This window comes from Geobacter benzoatilyticus, from assembly GCF_017338855.1.
In the GTDB taxonomy this organism is placed as follows: domain Bacteria; phylum Desulfobacterota; class Desulfuromonadia; order Geobacterales; family Geobacteraceae; genus Geobacter; species Geobacter benzoatilyticus.
The window spans coordinates 1,612,486-1,629,218 of the sequence record NZ_CP071382.1; the positions used below are offsets into that span (position 1 = coordinate 1,612,486).

At 60.0% G+C, this 16,733-nt stretch carries 20 protein-coding genes; all 20 read left to right on the plus strand.

Annotation, left to right across the window (positions count from 1 at the left end; all coding sequences use genetic code 11):
- Nucleotides 1–275 precede the first annotated feature (275 nt).
- Nucleotides 276–1,523 carry a transcription termination factor Rho gene (gene rho, locus JZM60_RS07545; protein ID WP_207165038.1) on the plus strand — a complete coding sequence of 416 codons (1,248 nt, stop codon included), beginning with the start codon at nt 276–278 and terminating at the stop codon, nt 1,521–1,523.
- Nucleotides 1,524–1,661: 138 nt separating this feature from the next.
- A complete protein-coding gene (gene rpmE / locus JZM60_RS07550) occupies nt 1,662–1,862 on the plus strand; it encodes a 50S ribosomal protein L31 (RefSeq protein WP_207165040.1) in 201 nt (66 codons plus the stop codon).
- A 106-nt stretch (nt 1,863–1,968) separates the two neighbouring features.
- On the plus strand, nt 1,969–2,664 hold the full coding sequence (thyX, locus tag JZM60_RS07555) for an FAD-dependent thymidylate synthase (RefSeq protein ID WP_207165042.1): 696 nt from the start codon (nt 1,969–1,971) through the stop codon (nt 2,662–2,664).
- Nucleotides 2,661–3,611, plus strand: a complete 951-nt coding sequence (locus JZM60_RS07560; protein WP_207165044.1) for a DUF1385 domain-containing protein — start codon at nt 2,661–2,663, stop codon at nt 3,609–3,611. The genes thyX and JZM60_RS07560 overlap by 4 nt, the downstream gene beginning before the upstream one ends.
- 41 nt (nt 3,612–3,652) lie before the next feature.
- Nucleotides 3,653–4,720, plus strand: coding sequence for a peptide chain release factor 1 (prfA, locus tag JZM60_RS07565; RefSeq protein WP_207165045.1), 1,068 nt, complete (start codon nt 3,653–3,655; stop codon nt 4,718–4,720).
- A gap of 25 nt (nt 4,721–4,745) precedes the next feature.
- Nucleotides 4,746–5,600 (plus strand): peptide chain release factor N(5)-glutamine methyltransferase, encoded by an 855-nt coding sequence (gene prmC, locus JZM60_RS07570; protein WP_207165047.1) that lies wholly within the window; start codon nt 4,746–4,748, stop codon nt 5,598–5,600.
- 83 nt (nt 5,601–5,683) lie between these two features.
- Complete coding sequence (murA, locus tag JZM60_RS07575) at nt 5,684–6,937, plus strand: UDP-N-acetylglucosamine 1-carboxyvinyltransferase (RefSeq protein ID WP_207165049.1); 1,254 nt, start codon at nt 5,684–5,686, stop codon at nt 6,935–6,937.
- A gap of 63 nt (nt 6,938–7,000) precedes the next feature.
- Nucleotides 7,001–7,639 (plus strand): ATP phosphoribosyltransferase, encoded by a 639-nt coding sequence (gene hisG, locus JZM60_RS07580; RefSeq protein WP_207165051.1) that lies wholly within the window; start codon nt 7,001–7,003, stop codon nt 7,637–7,639.
- Nucleotides 7,640–7,668: 29 nt separating this feature from the next.
- Nucleotides 7,669–7,995, plus strand: a complete 327-nt coding sequence (locus tag JZM60_RS07585; protein WP_207165053.1) for a hypothetical protein — start codon at nt 7,669–7,671, stop codon at nt 7,993–7,995.
- A gap of 12 nt (nt 7,996–8,007) precedes the next feature.
- On the plus strand, nt 8,008–9,312 hold the full coding sequence (gene hisD, locus JZM60_RS07590) for a histidinol dehydrogenase (RefSeq protein WP_207165055.1): 1,305 nt from the start codon (nt 8,008–8,010) through the stop codon (nt 9,310–9,312).
- Between the two features lie 11 nt (nt 9,313–9,323).
- The gene (gene hisC, locus JZM60_RS07595) at nt 9,324–10,376 is read left to right on the plus strand and encodes a histidinol-phosphate transaminase (protein ID WP_207165057.1); all 1,053 of its coding nucleotides are present in this window, start codon (nt 9,324–9,326) and stop codon (nt 10,374–10,376) included.
- Nucleotides 10,377–10,401: 25 nt separating this feature from the next.
- Nucleotides 10,402–10,989, plus strand: coding sequence for an imidazoleglycerol-phosphate dehydratase HisB (hisB, locus tag JZM60_RS07600; protein WP_207165059.1), 588 nt, complete (start codon nt 10,402–10,404; stop codon nt 10,987–10,989).
- A 1-nt stretch (nt 10,990) separates the two neighbouring features.
- On the plus strand, nt 10,991–11,623 hold the full coding sequence (hisH, locus tag JZM60_RS07605; protein ID WP_207165061.1) for an imidazole glycerol phosphate synthase subunit HisH: 633 nt from the start codon (nt 10,991–10,993) through the stop codon (nt 11,621–11,623).
- An 89-nt stretch (nt 11,624–11,712) separates the two neighbouring features.
- Nucleotides 11,713–12,447 carry a 1-(5-phosphoribosyl)-5-[(5-phosphoribosylamino)methylideneamino]imidazole-4-carboxamide isomerase gene (hisA, locus tag JZM60_RS07610; protein WP_207165063.1) on the plus strand — a complete coding sequence of 245 codons (735 nt, stop codon included), beginning with the start codon at nt 11,713–11,715 and terminating at the stop codon, nt 12,445–12,447.
- 1 nt (nt 12,448) lies between these two features.
- On the plus strand, nt 12,449–13,210 hold the full coding sequence (gene hisF, locus JZM60_RS07615) for an imidazole glycerol phosphate synthase subunit HisF (RefSeq protein ID WP_207165065.1): 762 nt from the start codon (nt 12,449–12,451) through the stop codon (nt 13,208–13,210).
- Nucleotides 13,207–13,536: a phosphoribosyl-ATP diphosphatase gene (locus JZM60_RS07620; RefSeq protein WP_207165067.1), complete on the plus strand. Its 330-nt coding sequence runs from the start codon at nt 13,207–13,209 to the stop codon at nt 13,534–13,536. The genes hisF and JZM60_RS07620 overlap by 4 nt, the downstream gene beginning before the upstream one ends.
- Before the next feature lie 144 nt (nt 13,537–13,680).
- The gene (gene rpsU / locus JZM60_RS07625; RefSeq protein ID WP_004512363.1) at nt 13,681–13,878 is read left to right on the plus strand and encodes a 30S ribosomal protein S21; all 198 of its coding nucleotides are present in this window, start codon (nt 13,681–13,683) and stop codon (nt 13,876–13,878) included.
- A 12-nt stretch (nt 13,879–13,890) separates the two neighbouring features.
- Complete coding sequence (locus JZM60_RS07630) at nt 13,891–14,331, plus strand: GatB/YqeY domain-containing protein (protein WP_207165069.1); 441 nt, start codon at nt 13,891–13,893, stop codon at nt 14,329–14,331.
- Nucleotides 14,332–14,433: 102 nt separating this feature from the next.
- Nucleotides 14,434–14,970 carry a CvpA family protein gene (locus JZM60_RS07635; protein WP_207165071.1) on the plus strand — a complete coding sequence of 179 codons (537 nt, stop codon included), beginning with the start codon at nt 14,434–14,436 and terminating at the stop codon, nt 14,968–14,970.
- A complete protein-coding gene (gene dnaG / locus JZM60_RS07640) occupies nt 14,948–16,714 on the plus strand; it encodes a DNA primase (RefSeq protein ID WP_207165073.1) in 1,767 nt (588 codons plus the stop codon). Before JZM60_RS07635 ends, dnaG begins: the two co-directional genes overlap by 23 nt.
- The last annotated feature ends 19 nt before the right edge of the window (nt 16,715–16,733 follow it).

Sequence of the window (16,733 nt, forward strand, 5' to 3'; positions counted from 1 at the left end):
ACCTCGCACAGATCCCAACGGAAAATTCCCCGGCAAATTTAAATCCTCTGTACACAAAATGAGCAGGCACCCAGCCCAACGTTAAAATCAACGCGCTGAACACGATTTAATCATAATAACGACAAAATCACGCAAGAGCCCTTATATAAACCATATCCACGTATCCAAATAGGTGCGCCTCCCCGTTTTCTTCATATTCAGTCACCCAGGCGAAATTCGCTAATCACCAGGCATCACCAGCAACGGTTCCGTTGCGCGCGTCCACAGGAGAACCGATGAACCTTCAGGAGCTTAAAGGCAAGAAAATCAACGAGCTTGCGGCAATCGCCAAGGGCCTAAACATCGAGGGGGCTTCGAGCCTGCGCAAGCAGGACCTGATTTTTGCCATCCTCAACGCCCAGACCGAGAAGAACGGCATGATCTTCGGCGAGGGGGTCCTGGAGTGTCTTCCCGACGGGTTCGGTTTTCTCCGGGCGCCAGACTACAACTATCTGCCGGGGCCGGACGACATATATGTCTCCCCCTCCCAGATCCGGCGCTTCAACCTCCATACGGGCGACACCGTTTCCGGCCAGATCCGTCCGCCAAAAGAAGGGGAGCGCTATTTCGCCCTCCTCAAAGTGGAGACGGTCAACTTCGAGCCCCCCGAGGTGGCCCGTGACAAGATCCTCTTCGACAACCTCACTCCCCTCTATCCCGACGAGAAGCTGAAGCTGGAGACCGCGCCGGACAATATGTCGATGCGGGTTCTGGAGCTTGTTTCTCCCATCGGTAAGGGGCAGCGGGGTCTCATCGTGGCGCCGCCGCGCACCGGCAAGACGATGCTCATCCAGAACATCGCCAACTCCATCGCCGAAAACCATCCCGAGGTGTACCTGATCGTCCTCCTCATCGACGAGCGTCCCGAGGAGGTTACCGACATGCAGCGCTCGGTTCGCGGCGAGGTGGTTTCCTCCACCTTCGACGAGCCCGCAACCCGCCACGTGCAGGTGGCCGAGATGGTCATCGAGAAGGCGAAGCGCCTCGTGGAGCACAAGCGTGACGTGGTTATCCTGCTGGACTCCATCACCCGCCTTGCCCGGGCGTACAACACCGTGCTTCCGCCGTCCGGCAAGATACTCACCGGTGGTGTGGACGCCAACGCCCTCCAGAAGCCGAAGCGGTTTTTCGGGGCCGCCCGCAACATCGAGGAGGGGGGCTCCCTCACCATTATCGCCTCGGCCCTGGTGGATACCGGGAGCAAGATGGACGAGGTCATCTTCGAGGAGTTCAAGGGGACCGGCAACATGGAAGTCCACCTGGACCGCAAGCTGGTGGAGAAGCGGACTTTCCCGGCCATCGACATCAATAAGTCGGGGACCCGCAAGGAAGAGCTCCTGGTGGAAAAGGGCTCCCTTAACCGCACCTGGATTCTGCGCAAGGTCCTTCACCCCATGAATGTGGTGGACAGCATGGAGTTCCTTCTGGAAAAACTTTCCGAGACCAAGAGCAACCAGGAGTTCCTGGATTCCATGAGCAAGTAGGGTGCCGCTTGCCCTGCCTTTCCTGCCCATTGCAGGGTAGGTAGAAAAAAGTCTTGAAAAAAAAAGTACCGTTTGTTAACGTTTTAACTTTCCGACAGATAACAGGATGCGGGGCGACTAACCCCCAAGGAGGACGATATGAAAGAAGGGATTCATCCCAAGTACAACGAAGTAACGGTGAAGTGTGCCTGCGGCAACAGCTTCCAGACCCGTTCAACAAGAAACGACATCTCCACCGAAATCTGCTCCGCCTGCCATCCGTTCTTCACCGGCAAGCAGAAGCTTGTGGACACTGCCGGCCGCGTCGAGCGCTTCCGCAAGAAGTACGGCATGCAGTAACAGGCCCCCGGCCTTGTGGATTTGAGTGGAAGGGGATTTTGTCCATGGCGAAATCCCCTTATCTGTTTCTTAAGACATTGTATCATTCGCCTCGTGAAGGGACTTCATGAAGGTTACCCTGTTACAGCACACCCCTGATCCCGAATTGGCCGTGGCCCTTGCCGCACGGCTCTGCTACTCACCCATCGGTATCGATGAACTGAAGGAGCGGCTGTCGCGCTCCGATGTTTCAGCGTTTCTCGACAAGATCATGTCGCTGGGGCATCAGTCGGTGCTGGAGCATGCCTCCTTCACCTTCGGCATCGAGGGGATTTCCCGGGCCACAAGCCACCAGCTCGTCCGTCACCGGATTGCATCATACTCCCAGCAGTCCCAGCGCTACGTGACCCATACGACACGGTTCTCCGCCGTCACTCCGCCTACCATTGCGGAGCGGCCTGAACTCGCTGCCCGCTTTGAGGAACAGCTCGCGGCGCTCCATGAGACCTATGCCGCCCTTGTGGAGGCCGGGATCCCGGCGGAGGACGCCCGCTATATCCTCCCCAATGCCGCGGAGACAAAGGTCATCATGACCATGAATGCCCGCGAACTCCTCCACTTTTTCGGCCTGCGCTGCTGCGAGCGGGCCCAGTGGGAAATCCGGGCCATGGCAGTGGAGATGCTGCGTCTTGCGAAGGGAATTGCCCCCATTATTTTCCGCGATGCCGGTCCCGGTTGCGTTGCCGGCCCCTGTCCGGAAGGGACCATGACCTGCGGTAAAATCGTCGAGGTCCGGAAGAGATTCAAGGAGATGCCGGCATGATGAAACGGTTTCGGTCGATATTGCTGCAGGTGCTCCTTGTCGCCGAGCGGATCAACGTCGGCGGCCAGGCTGTCCTTGAAGGGGTCATGATGCGTGCCCCCCGGGCCATGGCCATTGCGGTTCGGCGTCCCTCGGGGGAGATATCGGTCAAGCGTGAAGAGGTCCCACCGCTCTCAGAGCGTTTCCCCATCGTCAAGCTGCCGATACTGCGTGGGGCGGTTGCCCTGTTCACTTCCCTCATCATGGGGCTCAAGGCACTCAATTTTTCCGCCAACGAAGCTCTGGCGGAAGAGGAAGAGAAGGAGGAGCTTTCCTCCTGGGCCATGGGGGGGACCATGGCTGTCGCCCTCGGCTTCGGCATCCTCCTCTTTTTCATTCTTCCCCTCTACCTCACCAAGCTCCTGGTCCCGGTAATCGGCCAGTCCAACATCGTCTTCAACCTGGTGGACGGCATCATACGCGTGGCGGTTTTTCTCCTCTACATCGTCTCCATTTCCCGCATGAGCGATATTCAGAGGGTTTTTCAGTATCACGGCGCCGAACACAAGACCATTTTCGCCTTCGAGGCGGGGGAAGAGCTGACGGCGGCCGCGGTTCAGAAGTACAGCCGCCTCCATCCCCGGTGCGGCACGAGCTTTCTCCTTATCGTCATGCTTGTGAGTATCGTCATCTTTTCGCTCATTCCCAAGCTCTGGCCCTTCTGGATGAAGGCGGGGGCCCGGGTGGTGCTCCTGCCGGTAATCGCCGGGGTTTCTTACGAGTTTCTGAAGTGGAGTGCCAAAAACGACCGGCATCCGCTGGTAAGGATGATCATAGCCCCCGGTCTGGCGCTCCAGCGCCTCACTACCCGTGAGCCGGACGACAGTCAGGTGGAGGTTGCGATACGTTCCGTGCAGGAAGCCCTTGAGGAGAACGGCGGCTACAAGGACGACCAGCTGGTGGTGTGATGCCCCGCCGGTCTTGATTTTAGTTTTTGAGGATTATGTAGATGTTTGACAAGATAGAAGAACTGGAAATTCGCTACCAGGAACTGGAGTCGCTGCTGTCCGATCCTGCGGTGATTTCAAACCAGCCTGAGTTCCGCAAGCTGTCACGGGAGCATAGCGACCTGTCCGGCCTTGTGACGGCCTACCGCAGCTATAAAAAGGTGTTGTCTGAAATCGAAGGGAACAGGGAGCTTCTGGCCGATCCCGAGATGAAGGAGATGGCCCAGGCGGAGCTGGAAGATCTGGAACGGCGGAAGGAAGAGCTGGAGGGCGAGATCAAGCTGCTCCTGCTTCCCAAAGACCCCAATGACGACCGCAACGTTATTCTTGAGATCCGCGCCGGAACCGGTGGTGACGAGTCGGCCCTCTTTGCCGGTGATCTCTTCCGGATGTATTCCCGCTTTGCCGAGCGCAACCGCTGGAAGGTGGAGGTGATGTCCGCGTCCGAATCGGAGCGTGGCGGCTTCAAGGAGCTAGTGGCCCTCATCGAAGGGCAGGGGGTATTTGCCAAGCTCAAGTACGAGTCGGGCACCCACCGGGTCCAGCGGGTACCGGAGACCGAGGCCCAGGGGCGGATACACACCAGTGCCTGCACCGTGGCGGTTCTCCCCGAAGCTGAAGATATCGAGGTGGACATCAATCCGGTGGATCTCAAGATCGACGTCTACCGGGCTTCCGGCGCCGGCGGCCAGCACGTCAACAAGACAGAGTCGGCGGTCAGGATTACCCACCTTCCCACCGGCATCGTGGTGGAGTGTCAGGATGAGCGGAGCCAGATAAAGAACCGGTCCAAGGCCATGAAGGTCCTCAAGTCCAGGATTCTGGACGGACTTCATCAGGAGCAGAACGCCCGCATCGCCGCCGATCGCAAGCAGCAGGTGGGAAGTGGCGACCGGAGCGAGCGGATTCGCACCTACAACTTCCCCCAGGGGCGGATGACCGACCACCGCATTGGCCTCACCCTGTATCGGCTCGAAGCCCTCATGGAGGGTGACATCGCTGAGGTGGTGGATTCACTCCGTGCCCACTACCAGATGGAGGCCCTCAAGGCCCAGGCCGAAGCGGCCTGATCCGTGCGCATGGCGGAGGCGTCACATGACGGAAAAGCCTGAAACATGGACTGTTCGCCGGGTGCTGGATTGGACGAAGGGATACCTTGCGGAGAAGGGCGTGGAAAACGCCCGGCTGGAAACGGAGTGGCTTCTGTCTGCTGCTCTGGGGCTCGACCGAGTGGGGCTTTACGTCAACTTTGACAAACCCCTGAACCAGGAAGAGCTGGCCGCTTGCCGGGGGCTTGTGGGTCGCCGGGCAAAGCGGGAGCCGCTCCAGTACATCCTCGGTACCCAGGAGTTCTGTGGCCTCGATTTCGCCGTGACCCCTGCGGTGCTCATCCCTCGGCATGATACCGAAGTGATTGTCGAGGAGGCGCTCCGTCGGGTGCCCGGCGCCACCACCATCCTCGATATCGGTGTCGGAAGCGGCTGTATAGCCGTTGCCATGGCAAAAAATCTGCCCAACTCCCAGGTGTGGGGTGTGGAGCAGTCACCCGAGGCTATCGCGTTGGCCCAGCAGAACGTGGAACGCCACGGTGTTCCGGTGACCCTCTTTGAGGGGTCGCTTTTTGAACCGTTTGCGGACCAGCGGTTCGACCTGATAGTGTCCAACCCCCCCTATATTCCCACTGCCGACCTGGAGACGCTGCAGCCGGAGGTGCGGGAGTACGAGCCCCGGGCGGCCCTGGACGGCGGCGCAGACGGCCTGGATTTCTATCGGATTATCGTCCCGGCCGCTACGGAGCACCTGAACCCAGGCGGCTGGCTCATGGTCGAGCTGGGGATCGGTCAGGCCGAGGCGGTGCTCGGGATGTTCGAGAAGGCCGGTTTCGGCGACTGTTTTACGGCAAAGGATCCCAATGGCATCGACCGGGTGGTCGGCGGAAGGATACCGTAGGGGCGATCCTTGTGATCGCCCGACATTGGGCACATACAGGGTGATCCAAGAATTACCCCTAAATTACCGACAGAGGCACTACATTGGACAAACTGATCATCAAAGGGGGCAAAAAACTGGCCGGTGACGTATCGGTCAGCGGTTCCAAGAACGCCGCCCTTCCCATCTTCATTTCCACCATCCTTGCCCCCGGGCTCAACGAAATCCGCAATGTTCCCTTCCTGCGCGACATAAACACCACCATAAAGGTCCTGGAATCCCTGGGCGCAGTGGTCGAAGGGAACGGCAACATCGTCCGTATCGACACGGCCGGCGTGAATAACGTGGAGGCCACCTACGACCTGGTCAAGACCATGCGGGCGTCGGTACTCGTGTTGGGACCCCTCCTGGCGCGGCACGGGCGGGCACGTGTGTCGCTTCCCGGCGGCTGCGCCATCGGCGCGCGCCCCATCAACCTCCATCTCAAGGGGCTTGCCGCCCTGGGGGCCGACATCAAGCTGGAGCACGGCTACGTGGAGGCAAAGGCGAAAAAGCTGAAGGGGGCGCGGGTCAACTTCGACATTGCCACTGTCGGCGGCACCGAGCAGCTCATGATGGCGGCCGTCCTGGCCAAGGGTGAGACGATTCTGGAGAACGCCGCCCGGGAGCCGGAGATCATCGACCTGGCCGATATCCTCAATAAAATGGGGGCGAAAGTCGAGGGGGCCGGCACCGACACCATCCGGATCACCGGGGTGAAGGAACTGGCGCCGGTCGTCCATGACGTGATGCCCGACCGGATCGAGGCCGGCACGTTCATGGTGGCGGCGGCCATCACCGGCGGCGACGTAAAGATACACAATATGAAGCTTGAGCATCTGGACGCCCTGGTATTCAAGCTTCAGGACGCCGGCGTGGAGATAATCAACCGCGACAACGTGGTGCGGGTGAAGGGGCCCCGGCGCATCAAGGCCGTCAACATCAAGACCCGGCCCTATCCAGGTTTCCCCACCGACATGCAGGCACAGTTCATGGCCCTCATGTGCGTGGCCGACGGGGCGAGCGTCATCAGCGAGAACATCTTCGAGAACCGCTTCATGCATGTTTCGGAGCTGCTTCGCTTCGGCGCGGACATTACGGTGGAGGGGAACACCGCCACGGTGAAGGGGATTAAAAAGCTTTCCGGCGCCCCGGTCATGGCTACCGATCTTCGGGCATCGGCATCTCTGATCCTTGCCGGGCTCGCTGCCGACAACACCACCGAGATCTCCCGCATCTATCACCTGGACCGGGGGTATGATTCCATCGAGAAAAAACTGGCCGGCCTTGGCGCCGATATTCAACGTGTAAAGGAGTGAGCCGGCAGCGGGACGGGTGCAGTTTTTGGTCCCCGGTCCCTGGTCCCCGGTCCCTGTTTTTTTATGAGCGATTTCCTCACCATAGCCATTCCCAAGGGACGGATTCTCGAAGAATCCGTGGCCCTGTTCAAGAAAATCGGCATCGACCTCGACGAACTCCTCGGGGACTCCCGCAAGCTCATCTTCGAAAACAAGAAGGACAGAATCCGCTCCATGATCGTCCGGGCCACCGATGTCCCCACCTACGTGGAGTACGGCTGCGCCGATCTCGGCATCGTCGGCAAGGACACCCTGATGGAGCAGGAGAAGGATCTCTATGAGCCCCTGGACCTGAAGTTCGGCTACTGTCGGATGATGGTGGCGGAGCCGGCCGGCCTCGCCCGGGACGACGACCCCTCCAGCTGGAGCAATATCCGGATCGCCACCAAGTATCCCAACGTGACCGAGAAGTACTTCGCCAAGAAGGGGGTGCAGGTGGAGATCGTGAAGCTCTACGGCTCCATTGAGCTGGCGCCGCTCGTGGGGCTCTCCGAACGGATCGTGGACCTGGTTTCCACCGGCGAAACTCTCCGTCAGAACGGCCTTGTGGAGGTGGAGACCATTGCCGAAATTACGACCCGCCTCATCGTTAACCGGGCGAGCCTGAAAACCAAGCATCCCCGGATAACCGAGATAATTGAAGGGCTGGAGAAGCACGTCTAGCCGGATTGTGTCGTTTCTCGGAGGAGAACATGGAAAAATCTACTGCGGAATTGCTGATAGACTTCTATAGGGACTATCTTCAGCCCGAGTTTGCAGCCATCAGGGAAAAACAGGCTGAGCATGACGAGAAGTTCTTGGAGGTGCTCGATCATTTTGATTCCCTTTACAAGCAGGTTGGCCGTTTGGAGGACGAGTACCTCATGCTCGTCCATGGGCTGAAAAGGATCGAAGACTCGTTGGAGGGTAAGATCGTCAAACGTTCAGATCTGGACAAGCGTCTGAAAGAAATCAAGGAGCAGTTTTCGCAGTTGCAAACCAGGCTCGAGTCGGTTGAGCGACAGCTTGCGAGAGCTTGAGGGGAGGGCTGAGTGCAATTTCTGGATATCAGAGAGAGTGATTTCGATCAGAAATTCTCCGCCATCCTCGCCCGGGGGGAGGAGACCGGCCGCGAGGTGGAGCAGGTGGTCCTCGGTATTATTGCCGATGTGCGGGCGCGGGGTGACGAGGCGCTCCTGGAGTACACCCGGCGCTTCGACCGGCTGGAGGCCGATTCCGTCGCCGCGCTGCAGGTGACCGAGGACGAGATCGAGTATGCCTTTGCCAAGGTGAAGGACGAGGAGATTGAGGCGCTCAAGCTGGCGGTGGAGCGGGTGGCCCGTTTCCACGAGAAGCAGAAGCAGGAAACCTGGCTCTCCACCAATGAGCCCGACATCCTCCTGGGGCAGATGGTGACCCCCCTGGAGCGGGTCGGAATCTACGTTCCCGGCGGCAAGGCCAGCTATCCGTCCAGCGTCATCATGAACGCCGTTCCGGCACGGGTTGCGGGAGTGGGCGAGATCATCATGGTTGCCCCCACCCCCGGCGGCGAGATCAATCCCCACGTGCTGGTGGCGGCTCGGCTTTCCGGCGTGGATAAGATTTTCAGGCTCGGCGGCGCCCAGGCGGTGGCGGCCCTGGCCTATGGGACCGCGACGGTGCCGCGTGTTGAGAAGATCACCGGCCCGGGGAACATCTACGTGGCCACCGCCAAGAAGCTGGTTTTCGGCCAGGTGGGGATCGATATGATCGCCGGGCCGTCGGAAATCCTCGTCATCAACGACGGGAGCGGAACCCCGGCCCATATCGCCGCCGACCTCCTCTCCCAGGCGGAGCATGACGAACTGGCCTCTTCCATCCTCATCACCACCGACCGCAGCTTCGGCGAGCGGGTGGCGGCGGAGGTGGAGCGCCAGCTGGCGGAGCTCTCCCGGGAGACCATCGCCCGCAAGTCGTGGGAGACCTACGGCGCCGTTATCGTGGCCGGAAGCCTCGACGAGGTTATCGCCTTTTCGAACCGCATTGCCCCGGAGCACCTGGAGCTGGCCGTGGCGAACCCCTTCGACATCCTGCCGAAGATCAGGAATGCCGGTGCCATCTTCCTGGGCCACTTCACCCCCGAGGCGGCCGGCGATTACCTGGCCGGACCGAACCATACCCTTCCCACCGGAGGGACGGCCCGCTTCTTCTCCCCCCTGTCGGTGGACGATTTCGTGAAGAAGTCTTCTATCGTCTACTTTAGCGAGGGGGGGCTGAACCGCCTTGGCCGTGACATCGTCCGGATTGCCGAACTGGAGGGGCTGGAGGCCCACGGCAAGTCGGTGAGCATCAGGCTTAATCAGACGGAAAAACAATAAAAAGGTTTGCTATGCTTCCCTTTCGTTCCAACATCGCCGCCATGGCAGGCTACGTCCCCGGCTACCAGCCCCCCGACGTGGCGTCGTGGATCAAGCTGAACACCAACGAGAACCCCTATCCGCCGTCGCCCGAGGTTGTGAAGGCGATCCTGGCCGAACTGGACGGTGACGGCGCGCTCCTGCGCACCTACCCGATCGCGTCGAGCCAGACCCTGCGCGAGACCGTGGGAGAGCTCTACGGCTTCGACCCCTCCTGGGTCATCATGGCCAACGGCTCCGACGAGGTCCTCAATAACCTGATCCGGGCCTTTGCCGGCGAAGGGGAGGAGATCGGCTACATCCACCCCTCCTACTCCTACTACGCCACCTTGGCCGAGATCCAGGGCGCCAGCGTGCGGACTTTCGGCCTGACCGATGACTTCAGGATCGCTGATTTCCCAGACCGCTACGAGGGAAAGCTTTTCTTCCTGACCACTCCCAATTCGCCCCTGGGCTTTGCCTTCCCGCTTTCGTACATCGAGGAGCTGGCGACCCGCTGCGCCGGGGTCCTGGTGGTGGACGAGGCCTACGCCGACTTTGCCGACGGCAATGCCCTGGAGCTGGTGAAAAAGCACGAGAACGTGGTGGTGACCCGGACCCTCTCCAAGAGCTACTCTCTGGCCGGGATGCGGCTCGGTTTCGCCATCGGCCGTCCGGAAGTGATCGCGGCCCTGGACAAGATCCGCGACCACTACAACCTGGACCGCATCGCCCAGGCGGCCTGCGTGGCCTCCATGCGGGACCAGGCGTATTTCGGCGAATGTACCCGGAAGATCTGCGAGACCCGCGACTGGTTCTCCGCGGAGATCCGGACGCTCGGCTACGGGGTGATCCCCTCCTATGGGAACTTCGTCTTCGCCTCCCCGCCGGACCGCAACGGCAAGAGGGTCTACGACGGGCTTTACGCCCGCAAGATTCTGGTCCGCCACTTCTCCGACCCGCTCCTGGCCCATGGGATGAGGATCACCATCGGCACCCGGGAGGAGATGGAAAAGACCCTCGCTGCGCTGAAAGAGATTGGCTAACTTCTATTCCCACGAGGAGGGTTCCATGTCCCGGAAAGCTACCATCGAACGCGTCACCAAAGAAACCCAGATCAAGCTCTCCCTGGAGATCGACGGCACGGGCGAGACGAAGATCTGCACCTCGGTGCCGTTCCTCGATCACATGCTCGACCTCTTCGCCCGCCACGGATTTTTCAACCTCCAGGTGGATGCCAGGGGGGATATCGATATCGATTTCCACCACACGGTGGAGGATATCGGCATCGTCCTCGGCCAGGCGCTGAAGGAGGCCCTGGGCGACAAGAAGGGAATCCGGCGCTACGGCCAGGCCTCCGTCCCCATGGATGAGACCCTGGCCAGCGTGGCGGTGGATATCTCGGGGCGTCCCTACCTCGTCTACCATGTTGCCCTTCCCAAGGTGAAGATCGGCGAGTTCGACGTGGAACTGGTGCGGGAGTTCTTCCAGGCGGTGGTCAACAACCTGGGTGCCAATGTCCATGTGAATGTCATGTACGGCGACAACGTCCATCACATGGTCGAGGCCTGCTTCAAGGCCTTTGCCCGGGCCATGGACCTGGCGACCCAGGTGGACCCCCGGATCGAAGGTGTCATGTCCACGAAGGGCAAGCTCTGATATGGCAAAAATAGCAATCATCGACTACGGCATGGGGAACCTCCGCTCGGTCCAGAAGGGATTCGAAAAGGTGGGGTTCGAGGCGGTGGTGACCGCCGACCCGAAGGTGGCCCTGGAGGCGGAGAAGGTCGTCCTTCCCGGTGTCGGGGCATTTCGGGACTGCATGCGCAATCTGGAGCAGGGCGGGTTCGTGGAGCCGATCCTGAAGGTGATTCGGGACGGGCGCCCCTTCCTCGGCATCTGCGTCGGGATGCAGCTCCTGTTCACCGACAGCGTGGAGTTCGGCCTCTACCAGGGGCTGAACGTCATCCCCGGTCATGTACTCCGTTTCCCCGAGGGGATGCGCGAAGGGGGCGAGGAACTCAAGGTCCCCCACATGGGGTGGAATCAGCTCTCCATCAAGCGCCGTCCGCCGGCCTTCGCCGAAGTGGAGGACGGGGCCAACGTCTACTTCGTTCACTCGTTCTACGCAAAGCCCGATGACGAGGGTGTCGTCGCCGCTACGAGCAGTTACGGCGTTGATTTTTGCGCCGCCGTCTGGAAGGACAATATCGTCGCTACCCAGTTCCACCCCGAGAAGTCCCAGTCGGTGGGGCTCAGCATCTTGAAAAATTTCGCTCAAACAAAAGCATAAAATCCACCACAGGGACACGGAGGCGCGGAGAGATTCTCCGGTCTGATTTTCTCTGTGTCTCTGTGCCTCCGTGGTGAAAGGTTTTTTGAATGCTCGTCATACCTGCCATCGACCTCAAGGAAGGAAAGTGCGTCCGCCTCGAGCAGGGGCTCATGGAGAAGGATACCGTCTTCTGCGACAGTCCGGCCGACCAGGCCCGGGAGTGGGAGCGCCAGGGGGCGGAGCTTCTCCATATCGTGGACTTGGACGGCGCCTTTGCCGGCGAGCCCAAGAACCGCGCTTCCATCGAGGCCATCGTGAAGGCCATCGCCATCCCGACCCAGCTGGGGGGCGGCATCCGCGACATCTCAACCATCGAGGCGTACCTGTCGCTTGGCATCGGCCGGGTGATTCTCGGCACCGCGGCCCAGCGGAACCCTGAGCTGGTGGAGGAGGCCTGCCGCCTCTTCCCGGGGCGGATCGTAGTTGGCATCGACGCCAAGAACGGCATGGTGGCGGTCCAGGGGTGGGCCGAGGTGACCGGAGTCACGGCGGTTGATCTGGCGAAACGGTTCGAGGGGTACGGCGTTGCTGCCATCATTTACACTGACATCGCCCGGGACGGGATGATGCAGGGGCCCAACATCGGGGCGACCAAGGCTCTGGCCGAGGCGATCTCGATCCCGGTCATTGCCTCCGGCGGCGTTTCGTCCCTGAGGGATATCGAGAACCTCATGGCCATCGAGGCCAGCGGCATCGCCGGGGCAATCACCGGCAAGGCGGTCTACACCGGCGCCATCAACCTGGCCGAGGCGGTGGCACTCACGAAGCGGGGAGGACAGTGATATGCTGACCAAACGGATCATCCCCTGCCTGGACGTGAAGGGGGGGCGGGTCGTCAAGGGGGTCCAGTTCCTGGAGCTGCGGGACGCCGGCGACCCGGTTGAGATCGCGGAGGCCTACGACCGCCAGGGGGCCGACGAGCTCACCTTTCTCGACATCACCGCCTCATCCGACGAGCGGAGCATCATCATCGACGTGGTGCGCCGCACCGCCGAGCGGGTTTTCATGCCCCTAACTGTGGGGGGCGGGGTCCGGACCGTGGACGATATCCGCAATCTGCTGAACGCCGGGGCCGACAAGGTCTCCATCAACACCGCTGCGGTCCACCGCCCCGAGTTCGTGCGGGAGGCGGCGGAGCGCTTCGGTTCCCAGTGCACCGTGGTGGCCATCGACGCCCGGCAGGTTCCCGGCGAGAACCGCTGGGAGGTTTATACCCACGGCGGCCGCAACCCAACCGGCATCGACGCGGTGGAATGGGCGCAGAGGATGGAAGGGTACGGTGCCGGCGAGATACTTCTAACAAGCATGGACCGGGACGGGACCAAGGATGGCTACGACATTCCCCTTACCCGGTCCATCGTGGACGCGGTTTCCATTCCGGTCATCGCCTCCGGCGGAGTGGGGAATCTGGAGCACCTCCACGACGGCTTCGTCAAGGCGGGGGCCGGCGCCTGTCTCGCAGCATCCATCTTCCACTACAAGGAGTACACCATCGGCGAGGCGAAGGAGTATCTTCGCCACAGGGGGGTTCCGGTCCGGTTATGAGAGAACGCGACGATATTCTGCAGGCCGTCTACCAGGTGATTCAGGAGCGCAAGGGCGCTTCTGCTGATACTTCCTACACGGCATCACTCCTTCAGAAAGGTATCGACAAGATACTCAAGAAGCTTGGCGAGGAAGCCACCGAGGTGGTCATTGCCGGCAAAGGAGGGAAGCGGGAAGAGATAGTCTACGAGACCGCGGATCTCTTCTTTCATGCCCTTGTGCTGCTCGGTTACTACGATATAGATCCGGAAGATATCTATGCGGAGTTGCGCCGTCGCTTCGGCACTTCAGGGATTGCGGAGAAGGCGTCCCGGCCCAGGGAATGAAAAATAGGGTAAAACACCGAAAAAAGTTGACATAGGCAGGACTGGTGTTATTATGCATGGTCTGTAAAAAAATATCCGGCCCACGATAAATTCTTCTATAAAGCCCCAGTGGCCACTTTACATAGAGGAGGGAGGGGAATATGAATGCCGGGTGTCAAGGTAAAAGAAGCTGAGCCTTTTGAGCTTGCACTGAAGAAATTCAAGAAACAGTGCGAGAAGGCGGGGATACTCTCCGAAGTCCGTAAGCGCGAGCACTACGAGAAGCCGAGCATCAAGAAGAAGAAAAAGGCCATTGCCGCGCGCAAGCGTGCCATGAAAAAGCAGCGCAAGATGATGGATTAAGCAGGGGTATCTATGCTGCGGGACAGGTTGACCGAAGAGATGAAAGGGGCCATGAAGGCCCGTGACGATATACGGCTATCCGTTATTCGCCTTATTCGTTCTTCAGTTAAAAACCGTGAGATTGAATCTCGTCACGAACTTGCCGATGGGGAGATAATCGAAGTTATCTCTACGCTCGTCAAGCAACGTCGCGAGTCAATCCGGATGTTCGGAGAAGCCGGCCGGACCGACCTCGTCGAGAAGGAAGAGAAGGAGCTTGCAGTGCTCCTCACCTTTCTCCCGCAACAGCTTACCCGTGAAGAAGTTGAGTCGCTGGTCGCAAAGGTTGTCGCTGACTGCGGCGCCCAGGGGCCCAAGGACATGGGGAAGGTCATGAAGGCCATCATGCCCCATGTGGCAGGCAGGGCAGACGGTTCTATCGTTAGTGCCGTTGTTAAGGAAAAGCTTGCTTAGAGTTTGTTTTTACCCTGCCCGCACAATACAATTGATGAGTTATAGGGGCGATTCTCTGAATTGCCCCTTCTTCTTTTGCCCTGACGGGACTACGAGTTCGGCATGAGCCTTCTCGACATACTGCTCTGGATCGTTTTGCTGGGTTTTGCGGCAAAGGGGTTCATGAAGGGTTTTGTACGCGAAGTCTGTTCTCTCCTGGGATTGGTCCTGGGGGGATGGGCAGCCTTTACCTATTATCTGTCCGCAGGTGCTGTCCTGGGGGATCTGATCCATCTTCCTCCCCGGGTGGTGTCGGTTGCGGCGTTTCTCTGCATCCTCCTGGCGATCGGCCTCCTCTTCACCCTCATCGGCCACTTTCTTACCGTAGTTCTGAAAATTGCCCTCCTCGGGGGGGTAAACCGTGCCGGCGGAGTCGTCTTTGGACTCCTGCAAGGAGCTCTTTTTCTCGGGATCGTTCTCTATCTGGCGACGTTCCCTCCGGTTCCCCAGGGGATAAGGAGCATGATACCCGCTTCCGGCACAGCCCGGGTGCTTGGCAATTGCGGCAAGGATATCGTGGTAGGTTGGCGGGAACAAGCCGCGAGGAAAAGAGCGGCTGGAAATATTCGGGTTAAAGATGTCATTGATCCCCGACGATAAGATCAGAGAGGTTCGCGAACGGGCGTCGATTCTGGACGTGGTTTCCGACTACGTGAGCCTGCGCAAGTCCGGGGCCAACTACCAGGGACTTTGTCCCTTTCACGGTGAAAAGACCCCTTCCTTCAACGTGAATCCGGCGCGGGGAATCTTTCATTGCTTCGGTTGCGGCGTTGGGGGGAATGTGGTCACCTTCATTGCCAAGATGGAGGGGCTTTCTTTTCCTGAAGCGGTAAAGTTTCTTGCCAAGCGGGTGGGAATCGAGATAGAGGATCGCCCCGTGTCTCCGGCGGAGAAGCGGCGTCAGGACGAGCGGGAAGAGCTTTACGGTGTCATGGAGCTGGCGGTCGGACTCTATCGCGAGGCCCTTGAGCGAAGCGAAGAGGGGGGGGCGGCGCGACGCTATCTGGAAGGGCGAGGTGTGGACGGCGCTATGGCAGAGGCGTATCGTCTCGGTTTTGCTCCCGATCGTTGGGACTACCTTACCCGGCACCTGCAGCACCGTTCCGTCTCGCTGGATTTGGCGGAAAAGCTCGGGCTCGTTAGGCGCCGGGATGGGGGGGGATTTTACGACACGTTCCGCAACCGGCTCCTCTTTACGATTGCCGACATCCACGGCCGGGCCATCGGGTTCGGCGGCAGGGTGCTCGACGACTCGCTGCCGAAATATATCAATTCCCCCGAATCTCCCATTTACCGCAAGAGTGAAGTCCTTTTCGGCGTTTCTCTTGCGAAGGGCGCCATGAGGGAGATGGGGACCGCCATTGTTGTCGAAGGCTATTTTGACCACCTGGCCCTCTATCAGGCCGGGGTCAGGAATGTTGTCGCCACCTGTGGCACAGCCATGACCGAAGGTCATATCAAGCTTCTGAAACGCTATGCGGGGAAAGTCTATACCCTCTTCGATGCAGACGGAGCCGGGAACAAGGCGACGCTCCGAGCCATGGACCTTTGCCTTGATGCCGGTTTTCCCGTTCATGTTGTTGAGCTGACCGCCGGGGAGGACCCGGACAGCTTCATCCGGAAGGAAGGGAGTGAAGCGTTCTCTTCCCGCCTTGCCAGGGCCCGGTCGGGACTTGACTATTTCTTCCGGCAACTGGTGCGGGATGAAGGGACGGCCACCGTCGAGGGGAAGGTGAAGATTGTCGATGAGCTTGCCCCGCGGCTCGCAAAGGTTGGCAATGACATAGAACGGGAGCTTTACGTCCGGGAGATGTCCCGTGTCCTCGGCGTTGACCCCCGTTCGCTCGTGCGCAGGATTGGCGGCTCCGGGAGCTCCGTAGCTCCCGCAACTCACCGTGGCGCCGCGCAGGTCAGGCGACAGCGCGGAGCGGACCCCGAGGAGATGCTTCTTTCGCTCATGGGCCGTTATCCCGAAGTAGCCGTGATGGTCAAGAATCATGGGTTGGGGCGCATTTTCAGCGAACGGCTGCTCCCCGCGGCCGGAGCAATTCTGGAGTTTGCCGGAGCCGGGAAGCAGGTTGAGTGGGGGGAGATCCTCGAACTGGTCGATGGGCCGGAGGAGCGGGGACGCCTCGCTGCGTTTCTTGTCAACGACGAGCACTTGGTCGACGTTGATGTTCACAAGGCCTTTGAGCAGTGTTGCGCCGCTCTTGAGCGCAATTCGCTCGGACGGGTGAAGGAGCTGGCCCGGGAATTGGCGGCGACCGACCCCGATGTGCCGCGGTACCGGGAGCTTTTGGCAGAGATTGATGCCTTGCGAAACAGGAAATCACAGTTATCTTAATAGAACAACATGCAATGAG